This is a genomic window from Terriglobales bacterium (assembly GCA_035624455.1).
Taxonomy (GTDB): Bacteria; Acidobacteriota; Terriglobia; order Terriglobales; family Acidobacteriaceae; genus DASPRM01.
The window spans coordinates 1-13756 of sequence record DASPRM010000128.1; the positions used below are offsets into that span (position 1 = coordinate 1).

At 56.5% G+C, this 13756-nt stretch carries 14 protein-coding genes; 4 read left to right on the top strand and 10 right to left on the bottom strand.

The annotated features are described in order from the left end of the window. Together VEG30_14250 and VEG30_14255 are read right to left on the bottom strand one after the other, a co-directional pair. On the bottom strand, nt 1-1517 hold a 1517-nt coding region (locus VEG30_14250; GenBank protein ID HXZ81086.1), incomplete at its 3' end, for a carboxypeptidase regulatory-like domain-containing protein. 171 nt (nt 1518-1688) lie between these two features. Further along, a complete protein-coding gene (locus tag VEG30_14255) occupies nt 1689-2393 on the bottom strand; it encodes a rhomboid family intramembrane serine protease (protein HXZ81087.1) in 705 nt (234 codons plus the stop codon). 90 nt (nt 2394-2483) lie between these two features. Between VEG30_14255 and truB the strand changes: the two genes are divergently transcribed. The 3 genes from truB (at nt 2484) to VEG30_14270 (ending at nt 4861) form a co-directional block, all read left to right on the top strand. Further along, a complete protein-coding gene (truB, locus tag VEG30_14260) occupies nt 2484-3368 on the top strand; it encodes a tRNA pseudouridine(55) synthase TruB (protein ID HXZ81088.1) in 885 nt (294 codons plus the stop codon). A 177-nt stretch (nt 3369-3545) separates the two neighbouring features. Further along, on the top strand, nt 3546-3923 hold the full coding sequence (locus VEG30_14265; GenBank protein HXZ81089.1) for a rhodanese-like domain-containing protein: 378 nt from the start codon (nt 3546-3548) through the stop codon (nt 3921-3923). A 206-nt stretch (nt 3924-4129) separates the two neighbouring features. Beyond that, nucleotides 4130-4861 carry a hypothetical protein gene (locus VEG30_14270; GenBank protein HXZ81090.1) on the top strand — a complete coding sequence of 244 codons (732 nt, stop codon included), beginning with the start codon at nt 4130-4132 and terminating at the stop codon, nt 4859-4861. Here the strand turns inward: VEG30_14270 and VEG30_14275 are convergent. The 7 genes from VEG30_14275 to VEG30_14305 all read right to left on the bottom strand — a co-directional run bounded on the left by VEG30_14275 (nt 4858) and on the right by VEG30_14305 (nt 10575). Continuing rightward, nucleotides 4858-5166 (bottom strand): hypothetical protein, encoded by a 309-nt coding sequence (locus tag VEG30_14275; protein HXZ81091.1) that lies wholly within the window; start codon nt 5164-5166, stop codon nt 4858-4860. The genes VEG30_14270 and VEG30_14275 overlap by 4 nt on opposite strands. An 84-nt stretch (nt 5167-5250) precedes the next feature. After that, a complete protein-coding gene (locus VEG30_14280; protein HXZ81092.1) occupies nt 5251-5739 on the bottom strand; it encodes a bifunctional nuclease family protein in 489 nt (162 codons plus the stop codon). 29 nt (nt 5740-5768) lie between these two features. Continuing rightward, complete coding sequence (gene miaB / locus VEG30_14285) at nt 5769-7139, bottom strand: tRNA (N6-isopentenyl adenosine(37)-C2)-methylthiotransferase MiaB (protein ID HXZ81093.1); 1371 nt, start codon at nt 7137-7139, stop codon at nt 5769-5771. A gap of 142 nt (nt 7140-7281) precedes the next feature. Continuing rightward, nucleotides 7282-7872: a pyridoxal 5'-phosphate synthase glutaminase subunit PdxT gene (pdxT, locus tag VEG30_14290; protein HXZ81094.1), complete on the bottom strand. Its 591-nt coding sequence runs from the start codon at nt 7870-7872 to the stop codon at nt 7282-7284. Nucleotides 7873-7962: 90 nt separating this feature from the next. After that, nucleotides 7963-8880: a pyridoxal 5'-phosphate synthase lyase subunit PdxS gene (gene pdxS, locus VEG30_14295; GenBank protein ID HXZ81095.1), complete on the bottom strand. Its 918-nt coding sequence runs from the start codon at nt 8878-8880 to the stop codon at nt 7963-7965. Nucleotides 8881-9252: 372 nt separating this feature from the next. Beyond that, nucleotides 9253-9735, bottom strand: coding sequence for a PaaI family thioesterase (locus tag VEG30_14300; protein ID HXZ81096.1), 483 nt, complete (start codon nt 9733-9735; stop codon nt 9253-9255). Nucleotides 9736-9939: 204 nt separating this feature from the next. After that, nucleotides 9940-10575 (bottom strand): class I SAM-dependent methyltransferase, encoded by a 636-nt coding sequence (locus VEG30_14305; GenBank protein HXZ81097.1) that lies wholly within the window; start codon nt 10573-10575, stop codon nt 9940-9942. A gap of 164 nt (nt 10576-10739) precedes the next feature. On the opposite strand from VEG30_14305, the gene VEG30_14310 reads away from it, so the two are divergent. Beyond that, the gene (locus tag VEG30_14310; GenBank protein HXZ81098.1) at nt 10740-11849 is read left to right on the top strand and encodes a radical SAM protein; all 1110 of its coding nucleotides are present in this window, start codon (nt 10740-10742) and stop codon (nt 11847-11849) included. A gap of 515 nt (nt 11850-12364) precedes the next feature. Here the strand turns inward: VEG30_14310 and VEG30_14315 are convergent. After that, complete coding sequence (locus VEG30_14315) at nt 12365-13663, bottom strand: di-heme oxidoredictase family protein (protein HXZ81099.1); 1299 nt, start codon at nt 13661-13663, stop codon at nt 12365-12367. Nucleotides 13664-13756 lie beyond the last annotated feature (93 nt).

Sequence of the window (13756 nt, forward strand, 5' to 3'; positions counted from 1 at the left end):
CCGAACTTGTAGTTGTGTTTTCCGGAAACGATGGAGAAGTTGTCGCGCAGTTGCGTCCGCCAGAAAAGTTCGTCAACATTCGGTTCCAGGAAGAAAGGGAACCCAAAACGAAACGTCGTGGCAAAACCCATTGCAGTATCGGCCGGGATATTGGACGTCACCGCAGAGCGCGGCCGGTTCTCGCGGCCATAGGTGAAGTGCGCCTCATTCAACTTCTTGGCGGAGAGCGTCGTGAAAAGGTTCAGATTGACGGCCTGAATCTTCGACGGTCCCTCAATGCCATTAGCGGAGTTTCCGTAAGTCGGCACATCAAAAGTTTGATTGGTATTATCCGAATGGTCGAAATTGTAGGATGCGCTGAACTTGTTGTTGTTCGTAATATTCCAGTCAAACTTCCCTAGTACTGCCGTATTGCGTATGGGATGCTTAACTGGGAGCCCATCGTTCTCGCCGCGCGAACTCTGCAGAAAATTCAACGCGGCCAGGCGCTGGCAGTCTGCGTTGGCGTTAATCAGGGCTGCGTCCGCCTGTACCGTCGGTGTTGGGATAGGGCAAGCCGTAGGCCCGGTCTGTACGCTGAGGTTGTCGCGGGTGAGGTCCTCAAAAATCGACTCCACCGCCCCAAAGAAAAACATCTTGTCCTTCTTGATGGGTCCACCGACCGTGCCGCCGAACTGTTCGCGCTTGAAGTCCTTCAGCGGCTTGCCATCGGAGGTGTCGGCCGACAACGCTTCCAGGCGCTGGTAGTAGTAGGCGCTGCCGTGAAGGTCGTTAGTGCCGGACTTGGTGATCACGTTAACGACGCCACCAGCGGTTCTGCCGAACTCGGCGTTGGCGCTGTTGGCCACCACCTGAAATTCTTGAACCGCATCGAGCGTGATATCGATGGCGGCGCGCTGTCCACCCATCTGCTCGCCGAAGAAGCCGTTGTTATAGTCGCCACCATCCAGGCTGACGTTGTTGAAAATCCCGCGCTGGCCATTGAAGTTGATTTCGTCGCCATCCGGACCCTGCACGATGCTGACGCCCGGCGTGAGCGTCAGGAAGTCTTCAAACTTGCGGCCCAGAATCGGGGTATTGGCAAGTGTGCGCTGGTCGAGCGTGGTGCTGTTCTCTATTCGCTCTACTTCAACCACCGGCGTTTCCGTGACTATGATTCGCTCGCCCGTGGACGATACTTTCAGCGAAGGATTCAGGCTGATAGTCTGTCCCACCAGCAAGACGACATTTTCCTGCACCAGCGAGGTGAAGCCCTGCTTGCCGGAAACCGTGACGGTGTAGTTTCCCGGAGGCATCAGCAGAAACACGAAGCGTCCATCATTATCGGTGGACTGCGTTCGTGTGAAGTTGGTATCGACTTCTTTCGCTTCGACGGTCGCGCCCGGAACCAAAGCACCGGATTGATCCGTCACCGTGCCTGAAATCGTACCGGTTGTGATTTGTGCCTGACCGAAGAGTTGAGAGCAGACAAGCAACAGAACAAACAGACCTAGCCCCGCGTTTCGCAGTGTGCGCATCACCCCAAGCCTCCCAGACGTTAAAGTTCACAGACGTGCCAAGTTTTTCCGTGTCCTGGCATCATCCCTGCCTTTGCGGCTGGCACTCTTTTTGTTCGCGACAGGGTTTTGAGAATCCGCGCATTATAGACCTTGAATGTGCGGATGTGTACAGAGGCAGGAAAAAGATTTTTACCAGCGGAAGTAGCGATAACGCCGCGGACGAGAAGGGAAGAGTTTGATCAGGCCAACTCCTGCCAGGAAACCACCAACATGCGCCCAGAACGCGATGCCTCCGGACGTCTGACTGGAATAAGCGATGGAAGTTGCAGCGCCACTCAGGAATTGCGCTAGAAACCAGAATCCCAGCACGACCCAGGCCGGCAGCCAGAGAAAAAATACGAACAGGAAGGGAACCAGCGTCAGCACGCGCGCTGTTGGATACAACACGAAATAGGCGCCCATGACTCCGGCAATCGCCCCGCTCGCGCCTACGCTGGGAACCCGTGATCCGGGATTGAACAACACGTGCACGAACGATGCCGCAACTCCGGTCAGCAGATAAAACAGCAAGTAGCGAAAGTGACCGAGATAATCTTCGATGTTGTCGCCAAAGATGTAGAGCGCCCACATATTGAAGATGAGGTGCATCCACGAGGCGTGCAGGAACATGGAGGTGAGAACCGAGAGCACCGCCGGCGCCAACCCTACCGCTGGACTTCCTTGAATCAAAGCCGTCAGGCGAGCCGGAACCACTCCAAATTCAAAGATGAACCCATTTCGCGTGCCCGGAGGCAAAGATACTTCAAAGAGGAAGATGAGACTGTTCAGAGCTAAAAGAAAGTAGTTGATGTAAGGTGTGGCATAACGTGGCGCATCGTCGCGAAGGGGAATCATTCAATTGCAGCCGTTATCCTTAGGGTGCCCCACTCTAGCCGTCTTTGGGCCAGAGTGAGAGGTTGAGGCCTAGCCTCGACAGTGACGACCATGGACGGAGTCCTGATTATCAACAAACCGGGCGGCATGACCTCGCACGATGTGGTCAACCGTGTGCGACGAATCCTGGGAGAACGCTCGGTGGGTCATTTGGGCACGCTCGATCCCATGGCAACAGGAGTGTTGCCATTGGTTTTCGGCCGCATGACCCGCCTCGCTCAGTTTTATACCACGTCGGCAAAAACCTATGAGGGCCAAATCCGCTTTGGATATGCCACGGACACTTATGACGCAGATGGAGAGCCTTGCGGGCCTGCCGTGACAGTTAAAGTGACACTTGAACAGGCACGGTCGGTGGCGGCGCGTTTTCAAGGTGTGTTTCGGCAGCTGCCGCCGCCATTCTCCGCGAAGAAGGTCCAGGGAGTCCCGGCCTACAAGCTGGCGCGCAAGCAGCAGCCGGTCTCGCTCGAGCCGGTCGAAGTCGAGGTGCAGGAATTCGAGATCCTGGAGCTAAACGCCGACCGGGCGCACTTCAGGGCGCAGGTGGGCTCGGGAACCTACATGCGCTCGATCGCCCACGAGATGGGACAAATCCTGGGCGTCGGCGCCCATCTTGCTGAGTTGCGGCGTGTCGCACTCGGCGAATTCCATATTGAAGAGTCCAGCACGCTGGAGCAAGTGGAACAGTGTGTAAAGGCTGACAGGCTGGAGGAGATTCTGGTCCATCCCCGAAAACTGTTGCCGCAGTTTCCGTCGGTCACTGCGACCGAAGAAAGTGCCGGCAGGATCCGCCACGGCCACGCCGTAAACCTGCCGGAGATGTCGCGAGCTCCAAAGGTGAAGGTGTTCGCAGGGCAGAGCGAGCTGATCGCTATTGCCACGCGCGTAGCGGGAACGTTGTTTCATCCCAAAGTCGTATTGGCAAAGGGAACATAACCATGTGGCGCGGATATACCTGACGGTGGCGATTTATCGGCACCGGCCGTATCCATTGGACACGCACAATGTCCGATAACAAGTATTATGTTAACTTTCGCGCAATCCGCTAAATCCGTGGTGTCGGAAGCCTCTGCCGTACAATATCGCCATTAAAACGTCGAAAGGAGCACTCTTATGCCCCCGCAGCACACTCCCCGTTTTCTTCAGATCGTAGAGGATGCCAAGAAACGAGTCCGCGAGTGGACCGTCGACGAGGTCAAGGAGAAACTGGATCGCGGCGAGAAGTTCACTTTGGTGGATGTCCGTGAGGAAAGTGAATTTGCCAAGGATCACCTGCCCGGCGCCATTCATATGGGCAAAGGCGTGATCGAGCGCGATGTGGAAGCCAAAGTTCCCGACGTCAACACGCCCCTGGTCCTCTATTGCGGGGGCGGCTTCCGCTCCGCGCTGGCGGCCGACAATCTGCAGAAAATGGGCTACAAGAACGTAATCTCTATGGACGGCGGAATCCGTGTGTGGCGTGAGAAGGGCCTGCCGCTGACCAAAGGCTAACCTCGTTCCTCTAACAGGTTGGCCCTTCAACTGTCATCCTGAGCGAGGGCCGGGTATAGCAGCCCCGGCCCGAGTCGAAGGATCTGGTGCTTGTTTCTCATCATGGGTTTCCCCGGTGGCTCACCCTTCCGCCCGCTTTTGGCGGAGTGTGGGATTCCTGATCCAGGGCTGACTGCTGAGTGCTGATTGCTAGATGCTGCTTTTGTATGAACGAATCTTTCGAATTCCATCTCGGCGGGCTGAATATCAATTACAGCTTCGACGACCGGGGGATCTCGGCCAATCTGGGATTCAAGCAGGTTGCAATCCCTTGGGAGCGCGTCATTGGCGCCTGCCTGCTTCGGCGCGACGAAAAGCAGCTCTCCGACCGCACCACCGAAGCCAAGCTGGAAAAGTTCTCCCCCGCGCTTGCCCAGGCCATTGAAGAAGGAATGCATGTGGCACAGACAATGGATCCGTTGATGATCGGTTATCGCGATGAGCGCGGCCGCAAGCAGGAAATCAAACTCCTCATCGATCCCAGCGGGCCACGCCGCGAGCATGTGCTCTCTGCCTTTAAGTCACGATTAGGTAAGAACTGGCTGGGAGAAGGGCTGGACGAGAAGCAGGCGACTCGCCGCATGCACCTGGAACCGTCGATGGTGATGGGAGCTCTGATCGCCATGCTATTGCTCGCCGTCCTTCTGGCAGTTGTGCTGGCGGTTGCGTTAGGCCAAGCCGCACTGTTGGCACTCTTCTCGCCAAAGTTGTTGATCAGCGAAATTCGGGAGGGAAATTACGGCCTGCTATTCGCGCATGCGCTCACCATCGTGATCTTCATCCTGGGCTATCAATGGATCAGGGCGTGGTGGCGCAGCCGGTTCGGCAATTGGAACAAGCTCAGGCCAATTCGCCAGTTAAGTCGCTCTGATCCGAGTAAGCCGGGTGGGCAGGTTTAGGCGGCCAAAGTCTCTCTCAATTCATCTGCGAACCGCCGCAACTCCTCCACCTTCTCCGCTGTCGCCTCGACAATTTCATTCTTGTATTGAAATACCTGTTTGCCTTCCCTCTCCACCAGCACGCCCATGACCTCACCCATGCGCCATCCCGGTGTTCCGACGATCTGCAATCCCTCTGGTGTGGGCCGCAGCAACGCTATGCACCCGCCTTTCAGGGCACCGACGGTATCGGGAAATCGATCGAAGGTTTGGAATTCAAAGCCGGCAAGGAACAGCCGCTGCAACTGTTCAGCGGGATCGGGCATTAATCATTCGCGAACGGTAGGTTTGAAATGCATGAGGTAACGGTTCTAAGTTTCCAGCTTGCAATTCACCCGATTATCGTTGTTCTACATCTTGTATCGTCCCAGATCCTCTTCGCCCAGATTCTCCAGCCACTTTCGCAACTCTTCACTGGAAATCTTATCGGAGACGGAGCTGGCCACCTTCGAAGTCTTCAGCACCTCATCCTCAACGTAGATCGGGCAATCCACGCGTAGCGCCAAAGCAAGAGCGTCCGAGGGACGCGAGTCGATGCTGACGATCTGCCCACTGTTTCGTTCCAGCCAGATCACCGCGAAGAACGTGTCATCTCGCAGATCGTTGACCACCACTTTGCGCACCTGGGCGTCCACCCCTACCAGCAGATTCTTGAGCAAGTCGTGGGTCATGGGACGAGGAGTCGCGATCTTCTCAATTTCCAGGGCTATGGCGTTAGCCTCATATATCCCCACCCAGATGGGGAGTACCGCGTCGCCTCCGACGTCTTTCAGGATGACGACTGGCATGTTGGTGACCGGGTCCATCATGAGCCCGCGAATTTTCATCTCGACTTCCATGGATCCTCCGTGGATTAATCGTGCCGCCTTTATACCGGCAGGCTTCTTGCGGGCTCGATGGGGCCCCTCTCCTCCTCAACCAATTCCCCGGCCAGACTATTGGGGAAGCAATTCGTAACCCGAACCTGAACATAGCTTCCCGGCAGAAGCGAAACTGCCTCAGGTGCGGTGAAGTTTAGCACTTTATTCTGGGAAGTCCGCCCATTCCACTGTTTACGGGCTGGATTGCGGCCTTCAACCATCACTTCGGTGACCTCGTCGCGGTGACGCTGGTTATTTGCCGCCTGTATCTGCCGTTGCTGGTCGAGAAGAATCTGCAAACGCCTGCCCTTCTCCTCATCGGCGATGCTGTCGGCGAACTTCAACGCTGGCGTGTTGGGACGGGGTGAATACTTGAAAGCGAACACGCCGTCGTACTGCGCCTCTCCCAGCAGCCAGATCGTCTGCTCAAAGTCGTCCGGCGTCTCTCCGGGGAAGCCTACGATGATGTCCGTAGTAATGCTGATGCCCCGCTTCGCTTGCTTCATCCATGAGATGCGCTCTAGATACTGCTCGCGTGTATAAAGGCGCTGCATGGCATCCAGCACTCGATTTGAGCCGCTCTGCACCGGCAGATGGACGTGATCGCATAGCGTGGGAACGGAATCGATGGCTTCCACGATGTCGCGGGTGAAATCGCGCGGATGGGAGGTGGTAAAGCGGACACGGCGAATGCCTGGGACCTGTCCAACTGCGGCAAGCAGGTCCGCAAAGCTCTTTTTTCCAGCAGGATCCAGGTAGGAATTCACATTTTGCCCGAGGAGCTGAATCTCGCTATAGCCCTCCTCCGCCATGTGCCGAGCTTCCCGCAAGACCGAATCCGAGCTACGGCTGCGCTCCTTGCCGCGTGTGAAAGGAACCACGCAATAAGCGCAGAACTTATCGCAGCCCTCGATGATGGTTATGTAGCCGCGATGCGGATTGCTGCGCGCGGTAAACTCGGTTTCAAAGCACTCGTCGGTCTCGCGGTCGTCCAATCCGGTTACGCGGCTGTTCCCTGCCTCGATCTGCACCAGCATTTGCGGCAGATTTCGGTACGATGCCGACCCACACACCAGCGACACGTGCGGCGCGCGCTCAAATATTTTCTGGCCTTCCTGCTGGGCCACGCAACCGAGCACTCCGAACTTCTTTCCTTGCTCCTGCAGTCTGCGGAAATCAGCCAGACGATGGAAGACTCTCTGCTCCGCCTTATCGCGAATGGAGCAGGTGTTGTAGAGAATCAGGTCGGCTTCTTCGACCGTCTCTACCTGCTGATAACCTTCCGCCAGGAGCGTGCCGATGACCTTCTCCGAGTCATGCACGTTCATCTGGCAACCGAAGGTTTCCAGGTAGAAGCTCTTTTGAGATCCCGCCCCCATATCTAAGCCAAGTATACGCGTGATTATGGCCGAACTTCACTCATCAAGTTCTTAGCCACCCATCGCCCGCTAACGGCGTACTCCGCATTAGATGCGGATTTCGCGGTCCTGCGCAATTCTCGTTTTGGTTTCGCCAGCTCGACTACTTCGCTTTTTCCGGGTGCCCGTTACTTACCAGGCTGAGAAAGGCAGCATGAACACGGGGATCATCGCTGAGTTCGGGGTGAAAGGTTGAAGCCATGACCTTGCCCTGGCGGACAAGAACCGGATCCTCGCCTTGGCGGGCAAGTATCTCCACTTCCCTGCCGATATTCTCAAATTTCGGTGCGCGGATGAAAACCATCTCCAGCGGACCCCCGGCTCCCATCTCCGCAACCGCCGAGCCGCTGGCGATAAAGCTGTTGATCTGCCGCCCGTAGGCGTTGCGCCGCACTGTGACGTCGAGCGCACCCAAGCCTTGCTGGCTGGGATTTTCAATCCGCGAGGCCAGCATGATCGCTCCCGCACAGGTCCCGAATGTCGGCCTGGACTGAACAAAATCCTGCAGCTTTCGGAATCCGGCCTTTCCCAGCACCTTAAGGAAGGTAGTGGATTCGCCTCCGGGGATAATCAGGCCATCGATCTCATCCAACTGCTCCGGCTTGCGCACTTCGACGACCTCAGCCCCGAGCTCCTCCAATCGGCGGCGATGGGCGGCGAAATCCCCCTGTATGGCAAGCACCCCAATCTTCATACGGAAATTGTAATCGGGTAAGAAGGACAGGCAAGATTGCCTGTCCCACATACCACGCAATCTTCACCCGATCTAACTTGGAAATTCCCCTCACCATCCCCGCGTTTGCAGCAGCTGTCCCTCTGTCAGCGTCGAGACCGCCAGACCCTTCATGGAGGAAGGCACGTCCTGGCTGACCTCGAGCAGAACTTTCGGGTCATTGAAGTGAGTGGTAGCCAGCACGATGGCGCGGGCACGCTTGAACGCGTCCTCAGGGTCAGCAAACTCGGTGGAATTCTTCATGAAGATACCCGAGCCGACAAAGATTGCTTCCGCCCCAAGCTGCATCATCAGCGCCGCATCGGCAGGCGTGGCAATTCCACCCGCGGAAAAATTCGGGACCGGCAGCTTCCCGTTCTTGGCCACCATCCGCACCAGCTCATAGGGCGCTTGCAGATTCTTGGCCGCGGTATACAGCTCGTCATCGCCCATCACCGTGAGCTGTTTCATCTCACCGATAATCTGCCGCATGTGCTTTACAGCGTGCACCACGTCCCCAGTGCCAGCCTCACCCTTGGTCCGGATCATCGCCGCGCCCTCTGCGATCCGCCTCAGCGCCTCTCCAAGATTGCGGGCGCCGCAGACGAACGGAACTGTGAAGGCATGCTTATCCACGTGATTGGCTTCGTCAGCCGGCGTCAGCACCTCGGATTCGTCAACGTAATCGACGCCCAGTTCCTGGAGGATCTGCGCCTCGGCGAAGTGTCCGATGCGGCACTTAGCCATCACAGGAATCGAAACCGTCTCCATGATCTCTTTGATCTTCTTGGGAGAAGCCATCCGGGCCACCCCGCCCTCGGCGCGAATCTGGGCGGGCACACGCTCTAGCGCCATCACCGCTACGCCGCCAGCGCGTTCAGCAATTTCCGCCTGTTCGGCGGTAGTGACGTCCATAATCACTCCGCCCTTGAGCATTTCTGCCAGGCCCACTTTCAGGCGAAGGCCGCTGCTTCCGTTGTTGGTTGACATGTGACGTACTCCCAGAATTTAGATAGCCATCGGCGCGCCTCGGCTGCAGGAATCGCGGGCACGCCAGGGTTAACGGGACATCTTTATTGTAGCAATTTCGCAGGGGGCGTGGCGGCAGTGAAGGGGCACGACTTCAGCCGTGCCGCAGGACGTCCTTCCTCTATTCTCACCCCGACCAAGAGATTGGATCGCCTCGGCGATCAAATCGCCCCCCGGAGGGACTTGCTTTTCCTTGATCATCAGGAAACTCGGAGTGTTCCCCTGAAAGCCCTCCTTCGGCTTGAGTGGGAACAGCGAGAACCACGTGGGAACGGACTGTCCCGTCCGTTCAGGTCGAGGCGGCTTCGACTCAAATTCTTACTTCACCCGATCTTACTTCTCACTTCTCTTGGCGAGATACTTCGCGAACATCTTTTGCGGATCAATGGCAATGAACTTCCCCCGGCTGTGTGCCAGCACTTCCCCGTTGCCGTTGCGAATCTCTGCGAGATTGTAGTGCTCGCGGCCGACGACCTTTTCTTCCCAGCCTTCGGCCGTCAGCCATTTCCCTAACGGTACCGGCTTAAGGTAGTTCACGCTCATCTCCGAGGTCAGAGCGATCACATGGCGCAGCTTATTCACCTTGCCCATGGCTTCGTCGAGAACCGTGGCGACGATTCCACCGTGGGCATGTTTCGGCGGACCCCAATAGCGATGCGCCAGGCGGAACTTGCAGCGAAAGCGCCGCGCCTTTTCGTCGAGCACAAATTTCAACTGCAGGCCGTCAGGATTGTCTTTGCCGCAGGCAAAGCAGTAGTTGCGCGGCAGGTTGTGCTGGGCGGTACCATGCCCATGGACCGTCTTGCTCTTCGCCATTCAGCGGATTTTACAGGATGGAGCAATGTACGTGCGGTAGGGCTAGAACCACGTGGGAACGGACGTCCCGTCCGTTCAGGTCGAGGCGTAGCCTCGACAATACCGAATGGTAGATGCGCGGGTGGCCCCAGATTGGCGCTGCGCGTTTCGGCGCTAGCCTGGGCAGATTTCGAATGATTGCTGAAGGCTGAATGCTGAGTGCTCTTACTTCGGCTTCAGCGCCACCAGTTCCGCTACCGCTTTCTCCTGAATTGTCTCGCGGTAAAAAAGGGTCCGCAGATTGGGAAAGGCGTGCAGCAGCTCATTTTGCTTCAGCAAATGCAAGGGATTGCGTGGTCCTGTGGGATAGTTAAGCTGCTCACCCGTATAGCTGGCATAGATCAGCAGGCCGCCGGGTTTAAGCGCTGCTTCCAGAGCGGCAAACAGATCACGCTGCAAATAGTAGAAGACCAGAACCAGGTCGTAGCGCTTGCGGTCGGGGCTCCAGGTGTTTAGGTCACGGACCAGAAAATCAATATTGACCCCGCGCTCGTCAGCTTTCTTCTGCGCCCTTTCAAAGGCAACTTCGGAAATATCGACCACCGAGACATTCCAGCGCAACTCCGCCAGCCAGATGGCGTGCCTTCCCATGCCTCCGGCAATGTCCAGTGCCGCGCCTGCCTTGGGATGCAGAGGGTGCACGAACTGCTCATAGGCTTCGAGCAGGAACGGGTCCGGCTCAAACGACATGGAGGGATGCTGGGAGTAGCGCCGGTTCCAGGCTTCCCGTTCGTTGGGATCGAACTCCCAGCAGCGATCCTGCAAAGGAACCTCAGCGGTTGAGTCTTTTCTGGTTTCCATTCAATCCCTTAACTGCACCTTTCAGCGGGCAAGGGCTGCTGAACACTGTTGTACGCACAGGCTCACTCGCGCCCTTGCGATATGTTGATGGTGTATCTTAAACCGTTACTAGCGCTTTGCCTACGTCGGTGCTGTACTATCAACTCCGCCAAGGAGGAGGCAGGATGCCGGAGTTAAACACTGGCAGTTATCACGCCAACAACTTTTTGCGCGCTTTTCGCCGCTGGTTTGTGCCCTACGTGCAGTCCCGTGTCATGCCGGACAAATTCCGGCCGCTGCTTTCCTATCTGTTTACTGAGTGGAAATGTAACGTCGACTGCCATTACTGCTGGGCTTTCAACAACAAAGTCAAAGGAATGACCGAAGAGACTGCCATCCGCTCGATTGACTGGCTCAAGTCGGTTGGTTGCCGGGTCATAGCCATCATGGGCGGCGAACCCCTATTGCGCCGCGACATGATTCTCAAGGTTGTCGACTACGGCACCAAGAACGGCTTTTTTGTCTATTTGCCGACGAATGGCATCCTCATGAACGAGGACTTCATCGACAAAGTCGGGGACCGCGGTGTCGCGGCAATCAATCTCGCCGTAGATTGCGTCGAGGAAAAGCCCGGGCTGCCGAAGAATTTTCGCCGCATCGAGAAGAACTTCAAATACCTGGTGCAGCAGCAGCGCAAGTACGGCTACATGATCGTCTTCAACACCAATATCTGCCGCAATAACATGGACGACGTGCGCGTGCTCACCGAAATTGCGCATGACAACGGCATCTCCACCGACGTCCACATCAACGAGCCTCCCTATATCGAGCAGCCGCACTTCCAGCACCTGAATGACAATGTCACCTACATCCTTCCGCAGGATTGGCCCAAGGTGGATGAGTTGCTCGATTGGCTGATCGAGAAGAACGCCCAAGGCTACATCATGGTCAATTCCAAGGATCACATGCGCAAGATGAAGGACTTCATGCGTGGCATCACTTATCCTTGGAATTGCCGCGCTGGACACAATTCCTGCGTCATTCGCACCGATGGCTCGCTTGCCCCTTGCTTCCCGATGTATTCGGCTCATACCGACTGGGGCAAGATTTGGGAACCCAAGTTCGATTTCCAGCAACTGGACGAGATGAAGAAGGTATGCAACTCGCACTGCCTCTCTACCTGCCAGTATGTGCTCGGCTACTACTACAACAATTCCAACGTAGTCCGCTGGATCCTCAAGCAGGGCCTGCACGGCTGGAGTGGGGATCAGCGTCCACAACTGGCCGAAGCCTAGACAGGCAGGACGTAAGACCGCGCCAGTCTTAGAACTTAGAGCGAAGTGAAGAGCTGGGAACTTATTCCCAACTCTTCACTTTCATCAGCGGAAAATTGCTTTCACTCAACCCACTGGCATGGAAATTAATTCCTACCCTTAAGACTGTATCGCCATCGACACTTGTTTTCCGGCATTATACGAAGCCGTTGTGCGCCCATGACTATCGCTGAAGATCAGGTCCTGCAGCTCTGTGAAAATGCGATAGCCAGCACCGATCCCGAGGAATCCAGCCGCTACCTGACACAACTCCGTTCCATGCTTCGGGAACAATCTCTAAGCGCTCGAAATGAACTAGCCTTTCTAGAATTACATCAGGATCATCCAGGCAAGTTGCATTCGATGGGTCGCCGGCGTGCACTTTCAGGCCGTAGCTACACCCTTATTTTTTTCCCGCGGGTTCGAGAACTGAAGAAATCCTGAGGAATAATCGAGAAAAAGTGGGCGCGATCCCCTCGATCGCGCCCGGCATTCACTCATAAGGAATCAAGAAACGTAAGCAACTGGTTCTTCTGGTGGGGAGAGAGCCCACGATAGTTATTAATCACGCCCGATGCCTCCCCAGCGTGGCGTAGAATCGCGTCACTCCGGGTTAACGATCCCCCGTCGTGCATCAGGCGATCGTGCGTGCGCAGACCCCACAACGGCGCCGTACGGAATTTGTTCGCCGTGTCAGCCGGACCGTTTTGTACGATCCCGTCGCCCGTTCCCACGTCGTGCAGCAGGAAATCGCTGAAGGGATGGAACATCTTGCTGCCCAGGGCGGGCGGCACGGTGAACGTCCCGCCGTTGATCGCGGTGCCCGCCGGCGACGTGATCAGCGTGCGCACATGACAAGTGTTGCAGCCGACCTGGTCAAACAACTTCGATCCTGCCTGGGCATCGGGAGTGGCTGCCAGTGCCGCATCCACCGGCGGTGCCTGCGTGGCTCGCATAAAGGTAGCAAAACGGTCGATATCCTCCATGCCGTTGCTGTCAGGTGTGTCCTCGGGATCAGAGGTCGTCTTGCACACCGAGGTCGTATCGGTTGGATTCAAGCGATTGGTAATGCCTTGCTCGTTCAGATAAGCATCGCTGGCAAAAGAAAGGAGACTGGCGTGTTGATTTTTCCAGCCAAAGCGCCCCACACGAGTGGTCACAGGAGCTTCCAGAACCGGAACCTGGATCACCTCGCCAGCGATCTGTCCCCGAGTGATTACCCGCTGGCTGAGTGAAATACCGATCAGCACGTTGCTGTCCACCGCTTCCACGAAGCCATCGCCCAGGGTATTCAGCGACATGCGGAAGGTGCGGAGAGTCTCGCTGTTGGGTGTGCGCTCCTGTGCTTCGGCACAAATCGAGCGGTCATTGATGAGGGAGCGACCAGAGATTTGCGATTGGCCGTTGTTGATCGTAACCGTTGGATTTACGAAATTTCCCGACCCATCCTTGTGCCCTACACGCAGTTCAGACACCTGGCTGGTTCCGCCAGTCACGGGGTTCTGGTGGCAGGCGACACAAGCTTGGGCGTTGAATACCGGCCCGAGCCCTTTTTCGAATCCTTCCTGCTCTTCGAATGTGGCCTGGTCTTCAGCAAAACTGTCTCCTGCGGGTTCTGGCATGCCGTTGCTGACACTTCTGGTGCCAGGACCATCCTCATAGGTGGGAGTAGTGAAGCCTGTCGGGGCTTCCTGGGCAGATTGGTGAGGACTTTGGCTAACGAGCAGACTAAATGCACCGAGCGCGAGCGTCAGAAACACTGCACTCGCCACCCGCAATAGATTCGACTGCAACATGCGAGTTTCCTTTCCGGAGCACACTGCGGCTCCGTGTTGGGAGTGGCCGTGCTTGTTGTGAATCGTGCTTAGATCGTGCTTTGGTGAGTGACG

What these genes read in the sequence shown, in the direction of transcription:
- VEG30_14255 (HXZ81087.1), bottom strand. Translation starts at nt 2,393, where the DNA reads ATGATTCCCCTTCGCGACGATGCGCCACGTTATGCCACACCTTACATC.
- truB (HXZ81088.1), top strand. Translation starts at nt 2,484, where the DNA reads ATGGACGGAGTCCTGATTATCAACAAACCGGGCGGCATGACCTCGCAC.
- VEG30_14265 (HXZ81089.1), top strand. Translation starts at nt 3,546, where the DNA reads ATGCCCCCGCAGCACACTCCCCGTTTTCTTCAGATCGTAGAGGATGCC.
- VEG30_14270 (HXZ81090.1), top strand. Translation starts at nt 4,130, where the DNA reads ATGAACGAATCTTTCGAATTCCATCTCGGCGGGCTGAATATCAATTAC.
- VEG30_14275 (HXZ81091.1), bottom strand. Translation starts at nt 5,166, where the DNA reads ATGCCCGATCCCGCTGAACAGTTGCAGCGGCTGTTCCTTGCCGGCTTT.
- VEG30_14280 (HXZ81092.1), bottom strand. Translation starts at nt 5,739, where the DNA reads ATGGAAGTCGAGATGAAAATTCGCGGGCTCATGATGGACCCGGTCACC.
- miaB (HXZ81093.1), bottom strand. Translation starts at nt 7,139, where the DNA reads ATGGGGGCGGGATCTCAAAAGAGCTTCTACCTGGAAACCTTCGGTTGC.
- pdxT (HXZ81094.1), bottom strand. Translation starts at nt 7,872, where the DNA reads ATGAAGATTGGGGTGCTTGCCATACAGGGGGATTTCGCCGCCCATCGC.
- pdxS (HXZ81095.1), bottom strand. Translation starts at nt 8,880, where the DNA reads ATGTCAACCAACAACGGAAGCAGCGGCCTTCGCCTGAAAGTGGGCCTG.
- VEG30_14300 (HXZ81096.1), bottom strand. Translation starts at nt 9,735, where the DNA reads ATGGCGAAGAGCAAGACGGTCCATGGGCATGGTACCGCCCAGCACAAC.
- VEG30_14305 (HXZ81097.1), bottom strand. Translation starts at nt 10,575, where the DNA reads ATGGAAACCAGAAAAGACTCAACCGCTGAGGTTCCTTTGCAGGATCGC.
- VEG30_14310 (HXZ81098.1), top strand. Translation starts at nt 10,740, where the DNA reads ATGCCGGAGTTAAACACTGGCAGTTATCACGCCAACAACTTTTTGCGC.
- VEG30_14315 (HXZ81099.1), bottom strand. Translation starts at nt 13,663, where the DNA reads ATGTTGCAGTCGAATCTATTGCGGGTGGCGAGTGCAGTGTTTCTGACG.